The sequence below is a fragment of the Pseudomonas sp. genome, assembly GCF_035497915.1.
In the GTDB taxonomy this organism is placed as follows: Bacteria; Pseudomonadota; Gammaproteobacteria; order Pseudomonadales; family Pseudomonadaceae; genus Serpens.
The window spans coordinates 64,287-80,619 of sequence record NZ_DATJCS010000001.1 but is presented as its reverse complement, the minus strand read 5'-3'; the positions used below and the strand labels follow the sequence as shown (position 1 = coordinate 80,619).

Here is a 16,333-nt window from a genome sequence, read left to right as displayed (position 1 = left end):
GGTGATGCCGGGTGACAACATCAAGATGACCGTCACCCTGATCGCTCCGATCGCCATGGAAGACGGCCTGCGTTTCGCAATTCGCGAAGGCGGCCGTACCGTTGGCGCCGGCGTGGTTGCCAAGATCATCGAGTAATCGGTGAGCTGAGCAGAAAGGGCCCTTCGGGGCCCTTTTTGTTTGACTGATCAAAGATTGACACCCCTTGGGGGCATCCGTACAATTGCGCCTCCTTTTAACGGGCGTAGTCCGTCCGTTGGGGATGGCAAATTGGAGTCTGAGGTCAAAATGCAAAACCAACAAATCCGTATTCGGTTGAAGGCTTTTGACCATCGCCTGATCGATCAATCCACCCAGGAAATCGTGGAAACCGCGAAGCGTACTGGGGCTCAGGTGCGTGGTCCGATTCCTCTGCCTACCCGCAAGGAGCGGTACACTGTGCTGATTTCTCCGCACGTCAACAAAGACGCGCGCGATCAGTATGAAATTCGTACCCACAAGCGCGTGCTGGACATCGTTCAGCCGACCGACAAAACCGTCGATGCGCTGATGAAGCTCGATCTTGCGGCTGGCGTGGAAGTGCAGATCAGCCTCGGCTAAAACCCCTCGGTTTTAGTCGTGTAACGCTCTGAAATGGGCGGCCATAGCGGGTGAAAGCCCCGTACACTCATGAGGTTTTACAACATGACTATTGGTGTAGTCGGTCGTAAGTGCGGCATGACCCGCATTTTCACCGAGGAAGGTGTCTCTATTCCGGTTACGGTCATCGAGATCGAGCCGAATCGCGTCACCCAGTTCAAGAACGAAGAGAGCGATGGCTATCGCGCCGTACAGGTGACTGTGGGCGAGCGTCGCGCTTCCCGCGTGACCAAGGCGCAAGCCGGTCACTTCGCCAAGGCGAATGTCGCCGCTGGTCGTGCCGTTCTGGAATTCCGTCTCGAAGACGGTGACTACCAGGCTGGCGACGAGATCAAGGCGGAAATTTTCCAGGCAGGTCAGCTGGTGGATGTCACCGGTCAGTCCAAGGGTAAAGGCTACGCCGGTACCATCAAGCGCTGGAATTTCCGTGGCCAGGACAACACTCACGGCAACTCCGTTTCCCACCGCGCTCCGGGCTCCATTGGCCAGTGCCAGACTCCTGGTCGTGTTTTCAAGGGCAAGAAAATGTCCGGTCATCTTGGCGCCGAGCGCGTGACCGTGCAGTCCCTGGAAGTGGTCCGCGTCGATGCCGAACGTAACCTGCTGCTGGTCAAGGGTGCCGTTCCGGGCGCTACCGGTGGCGACGTTATCGTCCGTCCGGCTGTCAAGGCGTAAGGGGAGAAACTGAGATGCAATTGAATGTAAATGGCGCTCAGGCGATCGAAGTTTCCGATCGTATCTTCGGCGGTGAATTCAACGAGACGCTGGTGCACCAGGCAGTTGTGGCCTACATGGCTGGCGGCCGTCAGGGTACTCGCGCCCAGAAGACTCGCGCAGAAGTATCCGGTGGCGGTGCCAAGCCGTTCCGTCAGAAGGGCTCTGGCCGTGCGCGTGCCGGCTCCATCCGCAGCCCCATCTGGCGCAGCGGCGGCGTGACCTTCGCAGCCAAGCCGCAGGATCACTCCCAGAAGCTCAACAAGAAGATGTACCGCGCCGCGATGCGCTCCATCCTCGCTGAGCTGGCTCGCACCGACCGTCTGGTCGTGGTCGAAGACTTTGCCGTCGACGCCCCGAAGACCAAGGGTCTGCTGAGCAAGCTGGGTGGTCTGAACCTGTCCGACGTGCTGATCGTTACCGATGCGGTGGATCAGAATCTGTACCTGGCTGCGCGCAACCTGCCGCACGTCGACGTTCGTGACGTCCAGGGCAGCGATCCGGTCAGCCTGATTGCCTACGACAAGGTGCTGATCACCGTGCCGGCGGTGAAGAAATTCGAGGAGCTGCTGGGATGAACCAGGAACGCGTATTCAAAGTACTGCTCGGCCCGCACATCTCCGAGAAGGCCACTGTCCTGGCTGACAGCAAGAAGCAGTTCATTTTCAAGGTTGCCACCGATGCAACCAAGCTGGAAATCAAGAAGGCCGTCGAAGTCCTGTTCAACGTCAAGGTCGCTGGTGTCCGCACTGTCAACGTGCAGGGCAAAACCAAGCGCACCATGCGTGGCATGGGCAAGCGCAACGACTGGAAGAAGGCGTACATCGCTCTCCAGCCGGGTCAAGATCTCGATTTCGCCAGCAGCGCTGAGTAAAGGGGTGCATCATGGCAATCGTTAAATGCAAACCGACTTCTGCTGGTCGCCGCTTTGTCGTCAAGGTGGTCAACCAGGATCTGCACAAGGGCGCTCCGTACGCTCCGCTGGTCGAAAAGCAGTCCAAGTCCGGCGGCCGTAACAACAACGGCCGTATCACCACTCGCCACGTTGGCGGTGGTCACAAGCAGCACTACCGTCTGGTCGACTTCCGTCGCAACAAGGATGGCATTCCCGCCATCGTTGAGCGCGTGGAATACGATCCGAACCGTACTGCCCACATCGCGCTGCTGAAGTATGCCGACGGTGAGCGTCGCTACGTCATCGCGCCGAAGGGCATCAGTGCCGGTGACCAGCTGATCTCTGGCGCCCATGCGCCGATCAAGCCCGGCAACAGCCTGCCGCTGCGCAACATTCCGGTGGGTTCCACCATCCACTGCATCGAGCTCAAGCCGGGCAAGGGCGCTCAGCTCGCTCGTTCGGCGGGTGCATCGGTTCAACTGGTCGCTCGCGAAGGTGCTTACGTCACCGTCCGCCTGCGCTCCGGTGAAATGCGCAAGATTCTGGCCGAGTGCCGCGCGACCCTGGGCGAAGTCTCGAACCACGAGCACAGCCTGCGTTCGCTGGGCAAGGCTGGCGCCAAGCGCTGGAAGGGTATCCGTCCGACCGTTCGCGGTGTGGCCATGAACCCGGTTGATCACCCGCATGGTGGTGGTGAAGGTCGTACTTCCGGTGGTCGTCATCCGGTGTCGCCGTGGGGCTTCCCGACCAAGGGTAAGAAGACCCGTACCAACAAGCGCACCGACAACATGATCGTCCGTCGCCGTAAGTAACTAGAGGGATACGACTGTGCCGCGTTCTCTGAAAAAAGGTCCTTTTATCGATCTTCACCTGTTGAAGAAGGTCGAAGTGGCGGTGGAAAAGAACGATCGCAAGCCGGTGAAAACCTGGTCGCGCCGTTCCATCGTTCTGCCGCAAATGGTTGGTCTGACCATCGCTGTTCACAACGGCCGCCAGCATGTGCCGGTGCTCGTCAACGAGGACATGGTTGGCCACAAACTGGGCGAGTTCGCCGCTACCCGCACCTACCGCGGGCATGCTGCGGACAAGAAAGCCAAGCGCTAAGGGGTAAGGAATGATGGAAGTAGCCGCTAAGCTGTCGGGCGCTCGCATCTCCGCCCAGAAAGCCCGCTTGGTCGCCGACCAGATCCGCGGGAAGAAGGTGGGCGAAGCGCTCAACCTGCTGGCTTTCAGCAACAAGAAAGCCGCCGAGATCATCAAGAAAGTGCTGGAGTCGGCCGTGGCCAACGCCGAGCACAACGAAGGCGCCGATGTGGACGACCTCAAGGTCTCCACCGTCTTCGTCAACGAAGGGCGTTCGCTGAAGCGCATCATGCCGCGTGCCAAGGGCCGTGCTGATCGCATCGTCAAGCGGTCTTGCCATATCACTGTCAAGGTTGCGGACAAGTAAGGGGTCGATCAGATGGGTCAGAAAGTACATCCCATTGGCATTCGCCTGGGCATCGTCAAGGAGCACACCTCCGTCTGGTACGCAGATAAGCGTCAATACGCCGACTATCTGCTGGCCGACCTGCGGGTTCGTGAGTATCTCCAGGACAAACTAAAAAACGCGTCCGTTAGCCGCATCGACATCGCTCGTCCGGCTCAGACCGCACGCATCACCATCCACACCGCTCGTCCCGGCATCGTGATCGGCAAGAAGGGTGAGGATGTTGAAAAGCTGCGTCAGGACCTGACCAAGCAAATGGGTGTGCCCGTGCACATCAACATCGAGGAAATCCGCAAGCCGGAACTCGATGCCATGCTGGTTGCACAGAGCGTGGCTCAGCAGCTGGAGCGCCGTGTCATGTTCCGACGCGCCATGAAGCGCGCGGTACAGAGCGCCATGCGTATTGGTGCCAAGGGCATCAAGATCCAGGTGAGCGGTCGTCTGGGCGGTGCGGAAATCGCGCGCACCGAATGGTATCGCGAAGGTCGTGTGCCCCTGCACACCCTGCGCGCCGACATTGACTACGCCATTTACGAAGCGCACACCACCTACGGTGTGATCGGTGTCAAGGTTTGGATCTTCAAGGGTGAGGTCATTGGCGGCCGCACCGAAGAGCTGAAGCCCCAAGCGCCCGCTCCTCGTAAAGCTGCCAAGAAATAAGGAGTACGCATCATGTTGCAACCCAAGCGTACGAAGTTCCGCAAGCAGATGACCGGCCACAACCGTGGCCTGGCTCAACGCGGTAGCAAAGTCAGCTTCGGCGAGTTTGCACTGAAGTCCGTGAGCCGTGGTCGCCTGACCGCACGTCAGATCGAAGCTGCACGTCGTGCACTGACCCGTCACGTGAAGCGTGGCGGCAAGATCTGGATCCGCGTGTTCCCCGACAAGCCAATCACCAAGAAGCCCCTCGAAGTTCGTATGGGTAAAGGTAAGGGTAGCGTCGAGTACTGGGTAGCCCAGATTCAGCCGGGCAAGGTGCTCTACGAGATCGAGGGTGTTTCCGAAGAGTTGGCGCGCGAGGCCTTCGCACTGGCCGCTGCAAAGCTGCCCCTCGCCACCACCTTTGTTAAGCGGACGGTGATGTGATGAAAGCGAACGAACTTCGTGGAAAATCGGCGCAGGAGTTGAACGAGCAACTGCTCGGTCTGCTGCGCGATCAGTTCAATCTGCGCATGCAGAAGGCAACTGGTCAGCTGGGGCAGTCTCACCTGCTCAAGCAAGTGAAGCGCGACATCGCTCGCGTCAAGACTGTGCTCAACCAGCAGGCAGGTGAGTAATCATGGCTGAAGCTCAGAAAACCGTCCGTACGCTGACCGGCCGTGTCGTCAGCGACAAGATGGACAAGTCCATCACCGTTCTGATCGAGCGTCGCGTCAAGCACCCGATCTACGGCAAATACGTGAAGCGTTCGACCAAACTGCACGCCCACGACGAAACCAATCAGTGCCGCATCGGCGACCTGGTCACCATTCGCGAGACCCGTCCGGTTTCCAAGACCAAGTCCTGGGCACTGGTTGCAGTCGTCGAGCGCGCAGCGGAAGTCTAAGGACTAGGGGTCGGAGAAATTTTATGATTCAGACTCAATCCATGCTCGACGTCGCTGACAACAGCGGTGCTCGTCGCGTTATGTGCATCAAGGTCCTGGGTGGTTCGCACCGTCGTTACGCCGGTGTAGGCGACATCATCAAGGTCACTGTGAAAGAAGCGATTCCGCGCGGTAAGGTCAAGAAAGGCCAGGTCATGACTGCTGTGGTCGTGCGCACCCGTCATGGTGTGCGCCGTCCCGACGGCTCGATCATCCGCTTCGACGGCAACGCCGCGGTTCTGCTGAACAACAAGCAGGAGCCGATCGGCACCCGTATCTTCGGGCCGGTGACTCGTGAACTGCGTACCGAGAAGTTCATGAAGATCGTCTCGCTCGCCCCCGAAGTGCTGTAAGGAGAAGCCGTCATGCAAAAGATTCGTCGTGACGACGAGATCATCGTCATCGCCGGCAAAGACAAGGGCAAGCGTGGCAAGGTGCTCAAGGTGCTGGCCGACGACCGTCTGGTCGTCGCTGGCGTCAACCTGGTGAAGCGCCACACCAAGCCGAACCCGATGCTGGGCGTTCAAGGCGGTATCGTCGAGAAAGAAGCGCCGCTGCACGTGTCCAACGTTGCAATTTTCAACGGTGAAACCAACAAGGCTGACCGCGTTGGCTTCAAGGTTGAAGACGGCAAGAAAATTCGTGTCTTCAAGTCCACCCAGAAGCCGGTTGGCGCTTGAGAAGAGCAGGTAGAAACCAATGGCACGACTCAAAGATATCTACCGGAACCAGATTGCGCCCGCGCTGAAGGAAGACCTGAAGCTGGCCAACGTGATGGAAGTTCCGCGCATCACCAAGATCACCCTGAACATGGGTCTGGGCGAAGCTATCGGTGACAAGAAAGTCATCGAGCACGCGGTAGCCGATCTTGAAAAGATCACCGGTCAGAAGCCGGTGGTCACTTACGCTCGCAAGTCCATCGCCGGCTTCAAGGTCCGCGAGGGCTGGCCGATCGGGGTGAAGGTCACCCTGCGCAGCGATCGCATGTACGAGTTCCTGGACCGTCTGCTGTCCATTTCCCTGCCCCGCGTGCGTGACTTCCGCGGTCTGAATGCCAAGTCCTTCGACGGTCGTGGCAACTACAGCATGGGCGTGAAAGAGCAGATCATCTTCCCGGAAATCGATTACGACAAGATCGATGCGCTGCGTGGTCTGGATATCACCCTGACCACCACCGCCCGTAACGATGATGAAGGTCGTGCGCTGCTGCGCGCCTTCAAATTCCCGTTCCGCAACTGATCTGGAGTAGGCAATGGCCAAACAGAGCATGAAAAACCGTGAGCTGAAGCGTCAGCAAACGGTAGCCAAGTACGCCAAGAAGCGTGCCGAGCTGAAAGCTATCATCGCCAATCCGAACTCCACTCCGGAAGCGCGTTGGGAAGCTCAGGTAGCACTGCAAAAGCAGCCGCGCGACGCTAGCGCCGCTCGTCTGCGCAATCGCTGCCGTCTGACCGGTCGTCCGCACGGCGTGTACCGCAAGTTCGGTCTGTCCCGTAACATGCTGCGTGAAGCAGCCATGCGCGGCGACGTACCCGGCCTGGTCAAGGCCAGCTGGTAAGCATGACGCGAGGGGAGTTCCCCTCGCTTCGGCGCTCAAATCAAGCCCCGCTCGGGGCTTGATTTGTTTTTGAGCGATCTCTAGAATTGCCGGCTCGCCAGAGCCCGGCATTTTGCCGTTTCGGTCTCTGGCGCTCCAGGCGCCGAAAGGCCGTTTTATTGTTTAGGAGCATCAAGCCCATGAGTATGCAGGACCCGTTAGCGGACATGCTAACTCGTATCCGTAATGCCCAGATGGCTGAAAAGTCCGTCGTAAGCATGCCGTCTTCCAAGCTGAAGGTGGCGGTTGCCAACGTTCTGAAGAGCGAAGGTTACATTGCGGGTTACCAGGTGAGCAGCGAAGCCAAGCCGCTGCTGACCATCGAGCTGAAGTATTTCGAAGGCCGTCCGGTCATCGAAGAGCTGAAGCGCACCAGTCGTCCTGGCCTGCGCCAGTACAAGTCCGTCGATCAGCTGCCGAAGGTTCGTGGCGGTCTGGGCGTTTCGATCGTCTCCACCAACAAGGGTGTGATGACTGATCGTGCTGCTCGCGCCGCTGGCGTTGGTGGCGAAGTGCTCTGCACCGTGTTCTAAGGGGGTTACAGCATGTCTCGCGTTGCTAAGAACCCCGTCAAGCTGCCTGCGGGTGTGGAAGTCAAGCTGAATGGTCAGCTGTTGTCGGTCAAGGGTGCCAAAGGCGCTCTGGAGCTGCAGCTGCATTCTTCTGTTGAAGTGATTCAGGAAGCAGGTGAGCTGCGTTTCGCCGGTCGCAATGGCGATCAGCAGACTCGCGCCATGGCCGGCACCACTCGTGCTCTGGTCAACAACATGGTCCTCGGTGTCAGCCAAGGTTTTGAGCGCAAGCTCCAGCTCGTTGGTGTGGGTTACAAGGCCCAGGCCAAGGGCAAGGTGCTGAACCTCGCGCTCGGCTTCTCGCACCCGATCGACTACGAGCTGCCGGAAGGCATCGTTGCCGAGACCCCCAGCCAGACCGATATCGTTCTGAAGGGTATCGACAAGCAGCTGCTCGGTCAGGTGGCGGCCGAAATCCGCGACTTCCGTCGTCCCGAACCGTACAAGGGCAAGGGCGTGCGTTACGCAGACGAAGTCGTCCTTCGCAAAGAAGCCAAGAAGAAGTAGGGCATAGCAAATGAGCGAAAAGAAAGAAACTCGTCTGCGTCGCGCTCGCAAGGCACGCCTGAAAATGCGCGAACTGGAAGCCGTACGCCTCTGCGTGTACCGCTCCTCCCAGCACATCTACGCCCAGGTCATCTCGGCCGACGGCGCCAAGGTCCTGGCTTCCGCCTCGACTCTGGACAAAGAACTGCGCGACGGTGCCACCGGCAACGTCGAGGCGGCCAAGAAGGTTGGTCAGCTGGTAGCCGAGCGTGCCAAGGCCGCTGGCGTCACCCAGGTGGCGTTCGACCGTTCTGGCTTCAAGTACCACGGTCGCGTCCAGGCGCTGGCCGATGCTGCTCGTGAAGGCGGGCTGGAGTTCTAAGTTATGGCAAATCACGAGCAAAAGCGCGATCGCGACAACCGCGACAACCGCGAAGAAGCACGCGACGAAGGCTACATTGAGAAGCTGGTTCAGGTGAACCGCGTTGCCAAGACCGTCAAGGGTGGCCGCATCTTTACCTTCACCGCGCTGACCGTTGTTGGTGATGGCAAGGGTCGTGTCGGCTTCGGCCGCGGCAAGTCCCGCGAAGTGCCGGCCGCCATTCAGAAGGCCATGGAAGCGGCTCGCCGCAACATGATCCAGGTCGACCTGAACGGCACCACCCTGCAGTACCCGCTGAAGTCTGCTCATGGCGCCTCCAAGGTGTACATGCAGCCGGCCTCCGAAGGTACCGGTGTCATCGCTGGTGGTGCCATGCGCGCCATCCTGGAAGTCGCGGGCGTGCATAACGTCCTGGCCAAGTGCTATGGCTCCACCAACCCGGTGAACGTGGTTCAGGCCACCTTCAAGGGTCTGAAGGCCATGCAGGCTCCGGCCAGCGTTGCAGCCAAGCGTGGCAAGAGTGTCGAGGAGATCCTCTAACCATGGCTAACACTGTCAAAGTCACCCTCGTCAAGAGCGTGAACGGCCGTCTGGCCAACCACAAGGCGTGCGTCAAGGGCCTCGGCCTGCGTCGTATCGGTCATACCGTCGAGGTTCAGGACACTCCTGAAAACCGCGGCATGATCAACAAGGCCTACTATCTGCTGCGCGTGGAGGGCTAACCATGAAACTGAATGATCTGCGCTCCGCTCCCGGCGCTCGTCGCGAAAAGCATCGTCCCGGTCGTGGTATCGGTAGCGGCCTGGGTAAGACCGGTGGTCGCGGCCACAAGGGTCAGACCTCCCGTACCGGCGGCACCATTGCCCCCGGTTTCGAGGGTGGCCAGCAGCCGCTGCACCGTCGTCTGCCGAAGTTCGGCTTCGTCTCCCTGAAGGCTCTGGATCGCGCCGAAGTGCGTACTGCCGAGCTGGCCAAGGTTGAGGGTGACGTGGTGACCCTGCAGGCGCTTAAGGATGCCAACGTCATCAACCAGAACGTGCAGCGTGTCAAAGTCATGCTGTCCGGCGAGGTTGGTCGCGCTGTCACTCTGAAGGGCATCGCCGCCACCAAGGGTGCGCGTGCGGCTATCGAAGCAGCTGGCGGTAAGATCGAGGACTAAATGGCTAAGCAAGGTGCTCTCTCTGCGCTAAGCAACGGCGGGTTGTCCGAGCTGTGGGCTCGGCTGCGCTTCCTGTTCCTGGCGATCATCGTCTACCGAATTGGTGCGCATATCCCGGTTCCCGGGATCAATCCTGACCGTCTGGCGGAGCTCTTCCGTCAGAATGAGGGGACCATTCTTAGCCTGTTCAACATGTTTTCCGGCGGCGCGCTGGAGCGGATGAGCATCTTTGCACTGGGGATCATGCCGTACATCTCGGCCTCGATCATCATGCAGCTGATGACCGCCGTCAGCCCGCAGCTGGAGCAGTTGAAGAAGGAAGGTGAATCTGGCCGTCGCAAGATCAGCCAGTACACCCGCTACGGCACCCTGGTGCTGGCCATCGTGCAAGCCATCGGCATGTCCGTTGGTCTGGCGAGCCAGGGTGTGGCTTTCGCGACCGACTTCGGCTTCTACTTCGTGGCCATCACCACGTTCGTAGCCGGTGCCATGTTCATGATGTGGCTGGGCGAGCAGATCACCGAGCGGGGTGTCGGCAACGGCATCTCCATGCTGATCTTCGCCGGCATCGTGGCGGGCCTGCCGTCTGCTATCGGTCAGTCGTTCGAATCGGCTCGGCAGGGCGACATCAACATCTTCGCTCTGCTGGTCATCGGCCTCCTGGCCGTACTGATCATCGGTTTCGTGGTGTTCATCGAGCGTGGCCAGCGCCGTATTGCGGTGCACTACGCCAAGCGTCAGCAGGGCCGCAAGGTCTTCGCCGCGCAGACCAGCCACCTGCCGTTGAAGGTGAACATGGCGGGCGTGATCCCGGCCATCTTCGCCAGTAGCATCCTGTTGTTCCCGGCTTCGCTGGGTCAGTGGTTCGGTCAGTCCGAGAGCATGGGCTGGCTGCAGGATGTTTCTCAGTCGATCGCTCCGGGCCAGCCGCTGAACATCTTGCTGTTTAGTGCAGGGATCGTCTTCTTCTGCTTCTTCTATACGGCGCTGATGTTCAATCCGAAGGACGTAGCGGAGAACCTGAAGAAGTCTGGTGCCTTTATCCCGGGTATCCGTCCGGGTGAGCAGTCGGCTCGCTACATCGATGGCGTCCTGACCCGCTTGACCATGTTCGGTGCTCTGTACATGACGGCTGTGTGTCTGCTGCCCCAGTTCCTGGTGGTGGCCGCCAACGTGCCGTTCTACCTTGGCGGGACCTCGCTATTGATCGTGGTCGTGGTGGTTATGGACTTCATGTCGCAAGTCCAGTCCCATCTCGTCTCGCACCAGTACGATTCCCTGATGAAGAAAGCCAACCTGAAGGGCTATGGCAGCGGCATGCTCCGCTGACCTGGTTGCCGTAAGGTTCTAGGAGTTACTGATGAAAGTTCGTGCATCGGTCAAGAAGCTGTGCCGTAACTGCAAGATCGTGCGTCGCGACGGCGTCGTGCGCGTGATCTGCAAGGCGGAGCCGCGCCACAAGCAGCGCCAAGGCTGATTGTGATCCAGCGTCAATAGCCCGGCAGCTAGTGTGCTGCCGGGTTGAACATTTGCTATTACAGCGCTAATATCGCGCGCCCTATTTCTTGGCTTCCGGGGCGTCGGTAGCTGTCAATTGGAGTCCACACTGAATGGCCCGTATTGCAGGCGTCAACATTCCAGATAACAAGCACACTGTTATCTCGCTGACCTACATCTACGGTGTTGGTCGCACCACTGCACAGCAAATCTGTGCCACCACCGGCGTGAATCCGGCGGTGAAGATCAAGGATCTCTCCGACGAGCAGCTTGAGCAGCTCCGCGGCGAAGTCGCCAAGCTCACCACTGAAGGTGACCTGCGCCGTGAGATCAACATGAACATCAAGCGTCTGATGGACCTCGGTTGCTACCGCGGTCTGCGCCATCGTCGCGGTCTGCCGGTACACGGTCAGCGTACCAAGACCAACGCGCGTACCCGTAAGGGCCCGCGTAAGCCGATCCGCAAGTAACCGCTTAGGAATTCGATCATGGCAAAACCTGCTGCTCGTCCTCGCAAGAAGGTCAAAAAGACGGTGGTTGATGGCATCGCCCACATCCACGCCTCTTTCAACAACACCATCGTGACCATCACTGACCGTCAGGGCAATGCACTGTCCTGGGCTACCTCTGGTGGTTCCGGTTTCCGTGGTTCCCGTAAGTCCACTCCGTTCGCTGCCCAGGTGGCTGCCGAGCGCGCCGGCCAGGCTGCGCTGGAGTACGGTCTGAAGAACCTCGATGTGAACGTCAAGGGCCCGGGCCCGGGTCGCGAATCTGCTGTTCGTGCCCTCAACGCCTGCGGTTACAAGATCGCCAGCATCACCGACGTGACGCCCATCCCGCACAACGGGTGCCGTCCGCCGAAAAAGCGTCGCGTGTAATAGGAGACAGTGAGAAATGGCTCGTTACATTGGTCCCAAGTGCAAACTGTCTCGCCGTGAAGGCACCGACCTGTTCCTGAAGAGCGGCGCTCGCGCCCTCGACTCCAAGTGCAAGCTGGAGCAGATTCCTGGTCAACACGGTCAACGTCGTGGTCGCCTGTCCGACTACGGCACCCAGCTGCGTGAAAAGCAGAAAGTGCGTCGCATCTACGGCGTTCTCGAGCGTCAGTTCAGCGGTTATTACAAGGAAGCTGCCCGTCGCAAGGGCGCAACCGGCGAGAACCTCCTGCAGCTGCTCGAGTGCCGTCTGGACAACGTCGTCTACCGCATGGGCTTTGGTGCCACCCGCGCCGAATCCCGTCAGCTGGTGTCGCACAAGTCCATCACCGTCAACGGTCAGACCGTGAACATCCCGTCCTACCAGATCAAGGCTGGTGACGTGGTTGCTGTTCGCGAGAAGTCGAAGAACCAGCTGCGTATTGCTCAGGCTCTCGAGCTGGCGGCTCAGCGTGGCCGTGCCGAATGGCTTGAAGTAGACGCAGAGAAGAAGTCGGGCGTGTTCAAGAGCGTTCCGGCCCGTTCTGATCTGTCCGCCGACATCAACGAAAACCTGATTGTCGAGCTCTACTCCAAGTAAGGGCTAGAAAATAGGTGCATCCATGCAGAGTTCGGTAAATGAGTTCCTGACCCCGCGTCATATCGACGTTCAGGCGGTCAGTCCGACCCGCGCCAAGATCACGCTCGAGCCTCTCGAGCGTGGCTTTGGCCATACCTTGGGCAACGCGCTGCGTCGCATCCTGTTGTCCTCCATGCCTGGCTGTGCAGTGGTCGAGGCCGAGATCGATGGCGTGCTCCACGAGTACAGCGCTATCGAAGGCGTTCAGGAAGATGTCATCGAGATCCTCCTGAACCTCAAGGGCCTGGCTATCAAGCTGCACGGCCGCGATGAAGTAACGCTGAGCCTTTCCAAGAAGGGCCCGGGCGTGGTCACCGCCGCCGATATTCAGCTGGATCACGATGTCGAAATCGTCAACGGCGACCACGTGATCGCTCATCTGGCGGACAACGGTTCCCTGAACATGAAGCTCAAGGTGGCGCGCGGTCGTGGTTACGTCCCGGCCGACGCCCGCCAGAGCGACGAAGACGAAAGCCGCAGCATTGGTCGTCTGCAGCTTGACGCTTCCTTCAGCCCGGTCCGTCGTATCGCTTACGTGGTGGAAAACGCCCGTGTCGAGCAGCGTACCAACCTGGACAAGCTGGTCATCGACCTGGAAACCAACGGCACCCTCGATCCCGAGGAATCCATCCGTCGCGCCGCGACCATCCTGCAACAGCAGCTGGCCGCGTTCGTCGATCTGAAGGGTGATGCGGAGCCGGTGGTGGTGGAGCAGGAAGACGAGATCGATCCGATCCTGCTACGCCCGGTCGACGACCTGGAGCTGACCGTCCGTTCGGCTAACTGCCTCAAGGCAGAGAACATCTACTACATCGGTGACCTGATCCAGCGCACCGAAGTCGAGCTGTTGAAAACGCCGAACCTGGGCAAGAAGTCCCTGACCGAAATCAAGGACGTTCTGGCTTCTCGTGGTCTGTCCCTCGGTATGCGCCTCGACAACTGGCCGCCGGCAAGTCTGAAGAAGGACGACAAGGCAACGGCCTGATCGTCCCCAGTCACCGAACTTTCACGTTTGGTAAGGAATTTCAATCATGCGTCATCGTAAAAGTGGCCGTCACCTGAGCCGCACCAGCGCCCACCGCAAGGCCATGTTCCAGAACATGGCGGTGTCGCTGTTCGAGCACGAACTGATCAAGACCACCCTGCCGAAAGCCAAGGAACTGCGTCGCGTTGCCGAGCCGCTGATCACCCTGGCCAAGGAAGACACCGTCGCCAACCGTCGTCTGGCTTTCGACCGCACCCGCTCCAAGGCTGCTGTCGGCAAGCTGTTCAACGACCTGGGCAAGCGCTACGCCACCCGTCAGGGCGGCTACCTGCGCATCCTGAAGTGCGGTTTCCGCGCTGGCGACAACGCGCCCATGGCTTACGTCGAACTGGTTGACCGTCCGGTCGCCGGCTCCGTGGAAGCCGCGGCCGAGTAAGTCGCGATCCAGAAAGAAACCGGGCCTTGGCCCGGTTTTTTTTCGTCTGTGGAAAACCGAAGGGTCATCGGTCGCCTACGCGTCTTTACCGAAGCGCACTGGCTACGCTCAACAGCGCGGTGGCACTCGGCCTCGATCTGCCGCCCACATGCCAGGGAGAGGCGGATGCCCAGAACAGCCTTTACCGTCGCACTTCTACTCGCCAGTAGCGCCGCCGTAGCTGCCGTCGAGGTCGGTCCTATGGTGATCAGCGGGAGTCGTTTTCAAGCGCCGGTGGACACGCAGCCCTTTTCCGTCGAGAGGATTGACCTTGGCGATGTGCGGCAGGGCCACCCGGGCATTGACCTGACGGAAGCACTGCAAGGCGTACCGGGTCTCAGCGTGCGGCAGCGCCACAACCTCGCGCAGGAGCCGCAACTGTCGATCCGTGGCTTCGGGGCGCGCTCGGCCTTTGGCGTCCGTGGCGTCAAGCTGCTCAGCGACGGGATCCCGGCGAGTATCCCCGACGGCCAGGGCCAGGCGTCGAGTTTCGACCTGGATACCCTCGATCACATCGAAGTGCTGCGCGGCCCCTTCGCCAGTGTGTATGGCAGCAACTCGGGCGGGGTGATTCAGCTGTTCTCCCGCGACGGTACGGGCGATCCACGCCTCCTGGCGGGCAGCACCTTCGGACGCTGGGGCACCCGGCGGCACCGGGTGGGTTTCGAGTCCGGCACGGACTGGGGTGGCTTCGTGTTCAATCAGTCCAGTCTCGATCTGGTTGGTTTCCGTCATCACAGCTCGGCGCGTGTCGACAAACGGTTCGCCAAGCTGACGGTCACCCCGGCCGACCGCCGGCTGGCATTGATCTACAGCGATTTGCAGCAGGACGACACCCAGGACCCGCAGGGGCTCGATTGGGCCGCCTATCGGCGGGACCCACGTAGTAACTCGGCCAATACGCTGCTGTACGACACGCGCAAGTCCGTGGACCAGCAGCAGGTGGGCATCAACTACCAGCAGGATCTGTGGGCTGCGCAATGGCAGACCACGCTGTACGGCGGGCAGCGCCGCGTCGTGCAGTTCCTGTCGATCCCCCGCGCTGTGCAGCAGGCCAGCCCAACGCAGGCCGGCGGCGTTGTCGATTTCGAGCGCGACTACTACGGGTTGAACACCCGCTGGATTCAGCCCTGGCTGGTCGGGGCCGGCGAGCTGACCCTCACGGGCGGCATCGATTACGACGTATCGGTGGATGACCGCCAGGGTTATGAGAACTTTGTCGGCGACCTGCTGGGCGTGAAGGGGCGCCTGCGACGGGACGAGCGGGATGAGATCCGCAGTCTGGCGCCCTACCTGCAACTGGCGTGGCGAGGTGAGGGGCTGGACGTCCAGCTGGGCCTGCGCCACAACGAAGTGGCGTTCGAGGTTGACGACCACTATCTGGTCGCCGGCAATGGAGACGACAGTGGACGGGTTACCTACCGCAAGCTCACTCCCAGCGTGGGCGCCGGCTTTACCTTCGCCTCTGGTCTGAATCTCTATGCCGGTTGGTCGAAGGGGTTCGAGACGCCCACCCTGGGCGAGCTGGCCTACTCGGGGGCGGATGGTCGTTTCGGCTTCGATCTGCGCCCGGCCAGCAGCGAGCAGTACGAGGTGGGCCTGCGGGCGACCCTGCCCGGGCACGCACGCCTGCAGGCCGCAGGGTTCCATATCCGCACCGACAATGAACTGGTAGTGGCTTCGGCAAGCGGTGGCCGCACCCTCTACCAGAACGCGGCCGAAACGCGACGGCGCGGGCTTGAGGTCGGGTTGGAGCAGCCGCTGGGGGATCGTCTGCAGGCCCGGCTGGCCTACACCTGGCTGGACGCGCGGTACAGCGAACGGTTCAGCAGCCAGGGGCAGGTGGTTGCCAGCGGCAACCGGCTACCCGGCACACCGGAGCACAGCCTTTTCGCGGCGCTGGCCTGGCAGCCCGGCAGCGACTCCGAGCTGGGATTGGAGGCGATCGCGCGCAGCGCCATGGAAGTCCATGACCTGAACCGTGATCGCGCCGCCCCGGGGCACGCGCTGTTCAGCGGCTATGCGCAGTTCGAGCAGCGGCGCGGCGCGTGGAGCTTGCGCGAGACGCTGCGTGTGGACAATCTCACCGGCCGTAAGCATATCGGCTCGGTGATCATCGGCGACGGCAACGCCCGCTATTACGAACCCGGCGCCGGACGCACCTGGTACGCGGGGCTGACCCTGGAGTATCGGCTCGGCGGAAACTGAGTGCGTGCTTCGTTAGTTTTTCTCAATTGAATTCTTTGAGTCATGTCATGAGTTTCTATCGAAGCGGCTGCGTATAGTCGCCTCAACGAACTGGCCCG

General features: G+C 60.4%; 30 protein-coding genes. All 30 read left to right on the top strand.

Annotated elements, in window-relative coordinates:
- Positions 1-136 (top strand): EF-Tu C-terminal domain-related protein (locus tag VL129_RS00470; RefSeq protein WP_475491193.1); only part of this gene is annotated, 136 nt, incomplete at its 5' end.
- Between the two features lie 150 nt (positions 137-286).
- Positions 287-598, top strand: coding sequence for a 30S ribosomal protein S10 (gene rpsJ, locus VL129_RS00465; RefSeq protein ID WP_003243886.1), 312 nt, complete (start codon positions 287-289; stop codon positions 596-598).
- 84 nt (positions 599-682) lie between these two features.
- Positions 683-1,312, top strand: coding sequence for a 50S ribosomal protein L3 (gene rplC, locus VL129_RS00460; RefSeq protein ID WP_325408948.1), 630 nt, complete (start codon positions 683-685; stop codon positions 1,310-1,312).
- 14 nt (positions 1,313-1,326) lie between these two features.
- On the top strand, positions 1,327-1,929 hold the full coding sequence (gene rplD, locus VL129_RS00455; RefSeq protein ID WP_325408946.1) for a 50S ribosomal protein L4: 603 nt from the start codon (positions 1,327-1,329) through the stop codon (positions 1,927-1,929).
- On the top strand, positions 1,926-2,225 hold the full coding sequence (gene rplW / locus VL129_RS00450; RefSeq protein ID WP_027590502.1) for a 50S ribosomal protein L23: 300 nt from the start codon (positions 1,926-1,928) through the stop codon (positions 2,223-2,225). The genes rplD and rplW overlap by 4 nt, the downstream gene beginning before the upstream one ends.
- A gap of 11 nt (positions 2,226-2,236) precedes the next feature.
- On the top strand, positions 2,237-3,058 hold the full coding sequence (gene rplB, locus VL129_RS00445) for a 50S ribosomal protein L2 (RefSeq protein ID WP_325408944.1): 822 nt from the start codon (positions 2,237-2,239) through the stop codon (positions 3,056-3,058).
- A 16-nt stretch (positions 3,059-3,074) separates the two neighbouring features.
- Positions 3,075-3,350, top strand: a complete 276-nt coding sequence (gene rpsS, locus VL129_RS00440) for a 30S ribosomal protein S19 (RefSeq protein ID WP_027590504.1) — start codon at positions 3,075-3,077, stop codon at positions 3,348-3,350.
- 13 nt (positions 3,351-3,363) lie between these two features.
- Positions 3,364-3,696 (top strand): 50S ribosomal protein L22, encoded by a 333-nt coding sequence (rplV, locus tag VL129_RS00435; RefSeq protein ID WP_027590505.1) that lies wholly within the window; start codon positions 3,364-3,366, stop codon positions 3,694-3,696.
- 12 nt (positions 3,697-3,708) lie between these two features.
- Positions 3,709-4,395, top strand: coding sequence for a 30S ribosomal protein S3 (rpsC, locus tag VL129_RS00430; RefSeq protein WP_325408941.1), 687 nt, complete (start codon positions 3,709-3,711; stop codon positions 4,393-4,395).
- A gap of 12 nt (positions 4,396-4,407) precedes the next feature.
- Positions 4,408-4,821 carry a 50S ribosomal protein L16 gene (rplP, locus tag VL129_RS00425; protein WP_325408939.1) on the top strand — a complete coding sequence of 138 codons (414 nt, stop codon included), beginning with the start codon at positions 4,408-4,410 and terminating at the stop codon, positions 4,819-4,821.
- Complete coding sequence (gene rpmC / locus VL129_RS00420) at positions 4,821-5,012, top strand: 50S ribosomal protein L29 (protein WP_325408937.1); 192 nt, start codon at positions 4,821-4,823, stop codon at positions 5,010-5,012. The genes rplP and rpmC overlap by 1 nt, the downstream gene beginning before the upstream one ends.
- A 2-nt stretch (positions 5,013-5,014) precedes the next feature.
- A complete protein-coding gene (rpsQ, locus tag VL129_RS00415) occupies positions 5,015-5,281 on the top strand; it encodes a 30S ribosomal protein S17 (RefSeq protein ID WP_325408935.1) in 267 nt (88 codons plus the stop codon).
- Positions 5,282-5,304: 23 nt separating this feature from the next.
- Positions 5,305-5,673 carry a 50S ribosomal protein L14 gene (gene rplN, locus VL129_RS00410; RefSeq protein ID WP_325408933.1) on the top strand — a complete coding sequence of 123 codons (369 nt, stop codon included), beginning with the start codon at positions 5,305-5,307 and terminating at the stop codon, positions 5,671-5,673.
- Positions 5,674-5,685: 12 nt separating this feature from the next.
- On the top strand, positions 5,686-6,000 hold the full coding sequence (rplX, locus tag VL129_RS00405; protein ID WP_325408931.1) for a 50S ribosomal protein L24: 315 nt from the start codon (positions 5,686-5,688) through the stop codon (positions 5,998-6,000).
- A gap of 19 nt (positions 6,001-6,019) precedes the next feature.
- Positions 6,020-6,559, top strand: a complete 540-nt coding sequence (rplE, locus tag VL129_RS00400; protein WP_325408929.1) for a 50S ribosomal protein L5 — start codon at positions 6,020-6,022, stop codon at positions 6,557-6,559.
- Positions 6,560-6,572: 13 nt separating this feature from the next.
- Positions 6,573-6,878: a 30S ribosomal protein S14 gene (gene rpsN / locus VL129_RS00395; RefSeq protein WP_027590512.1), complete on the top strand. Its 306-nt coding sequence runs from the start codon at positions 6,573-6,575 to the stop codon at positions 6,876-6,878.
- Positions 6,879-7,057: 179 nt separating this feature from the next.
- Positions 7,058-7,450 carry a 30S ribosomal protein S8 gene (rpsH, locus tag VL129_RS00390; RefSeq protein WP_325408925.1) on the top strand — a complete coding sequence of 131 codons (393 nt, stop codon included), beginning with the start codon at positions 7,058-7,060 and terminating at the stop codon, positions 7,448-7,450.
- A 12-nt stretch (positions 7,451-7,462) separates the two neighbouring features.
- A complete protein-coding gene (rplF, locus tag VL129_RS00385; protein WP_325408923.1) occupies positions 7,463-7,996 on the top strand; it encodes a 50S ribosomal protein L6 in 534 nt (177 codons plus the stop codon).
- 10 nt (positions 7,997-8,006) lie between these two features.
- Positions 8,007-8,357 carry a 50S ribosomal protein L18 gene (gene rplR, locus VL129_RS00380; protein WP_325408921.1) on the top strand — a complete coding sequence of 117 codons (351 nt, stop codon included), beginning with the start codon at positions 8,007-8,009 and terminating at the stop codon, positions 8,355-8,357.
- A 3-nt stretch (positions 8,358-8,360) separates the two neighbouring features.
- Positions 8,361-8,897 carry a 30S ribosomal protein S5 gene (rpsE, locus tag VL129_RS00375; RefSeq protein ID WP_325408919.1) on the top strand — a complete coding sequence of 179 codons (537 nt, stop codon included), beginning with the start codon at positions 8,361-8,363 and terminating at the stop codon, positions 8,895-8,897.
- A 2-nt stretch (positions 8,898-8,899) separates the two neighbouring features.
- Positions 8,900-9,079 (top strand): 50S ribosomal protein L30, encoded by a 180-nt coding sequence (rpmD, locus tag VL129_RS00370; RefSeq protein ID WP_041110244.1) that lies wholly within the window; start codon positions 8,900-8,902, stop codon positions 9,077-9,079.
- Between the two features lie 2 nt (positions 9,080-9,081).
- Positions 9,082-9,516 carry a 50S ribosomal protein L15 gene (gene rplO, locus VL129_RS00365; protein WP_325408917.1) on the top strand — a complete coding sequence of 145 codons (435 nt, stop codon included), beginning with the start codon at positions 9,082-9,084 and terminating at the stop codon, positions 9,514-9,516.
- Positions 9,517-10,845 (top strand): preprotein translocase subunit SecY, encoded by a 1,329-nt coding sequence (secY, locus tag VL129_RS00360; protein WP_325408915.1) that lies wholly within the window; start codon positions 9,517-9,519, stop codon positions 10,843-10,845.
- A 31-nt stretch (positions 10,846-10,876) separates the two neighbouring features.
- Entirely contained in the window at positions 10,877-10,993 is a 117-nt protein-coding gene (gene rpmJ, locus VL129_RS00355; RefSeq protein WP_027590520.1) for a 50S ribosomal protein L36, read from the top strand.
- A 133-nt stretch (positions 10,994-11,126) separates the two neighbouring features.
- Entirely contained in the window at positions 11,127-11,483 is a 357-nt protein-coding gene (gene rpsM / locus VL129_RS00350) for a 30S ribosomal protein S13 (protein WP_027590521.1), read from the top strand.
- Between the two features lie 18 nt (positions 11,484-11,501).
- A complete protein-coding gene (gene rpsK / locus VL129_RS00345) occupies positions 11,502-11,891 on the top strand; it encodes a 30S ribosomal protein S11 (RefSeq protein ID WP_003093689.1) in 390 nt (129 codons plus the stop codon).
- Between the two features lie 16 nt (positions 11,892-11,907).
- The gene (gene rpsD, locus VL129_RS00340; RefSeq protein ID WP_325408910.1) at positions 11,908-12,528 is read left to right on the top strand and encodes a 30S ribosomal protein S4; all 621 of its coding nucleotides are present in this window, start codon (positions 11,908-11,910) and stop codon (positions 12,526-12,528) included.
- Positions 12,529-12,550: 22 nt separating this feature from the next.
- Positions 12,551-13,552: a DNA-directed RNA polymerase subunit alpha gene (locus tag VL129_RS00335; RefSeq protein WP_027590523.1), complete on the top strand. Its 1,002-nt coding sequence runs from the start codon at positions 12,551-12,553 to the stop codon at positions 13,550-13,552.
- A gap of 46 nt (positions 13,553-13,598) precedes the next feature.
- Positions 13,599-13,988: a 50S ribosomal protein L17 gene (rplQ, locus tag VL129_RS00330; protein WP_325408907.1), complete on the top strand. Its 390-nt coding sequence runs from the start codon at positions 13,599-13,601 to the stop codon at positions 13,986-13,988.
- A gap of 165 nt (positions 13,989-14,153) precedes the next feature.
- Positions 14,154-16,235, top strand: coding sequence for a TonB-dependent receptor family protein (locus VL129_RS00325; protein ID WP_325408905.1), 2,082 nt, complete (start codon positions 14,154-14,156; stop codon positions 16,233-16,235).
- The last annotated feature ends 98 nt before the right edge of the window (positions 16,236-16,333 follow it).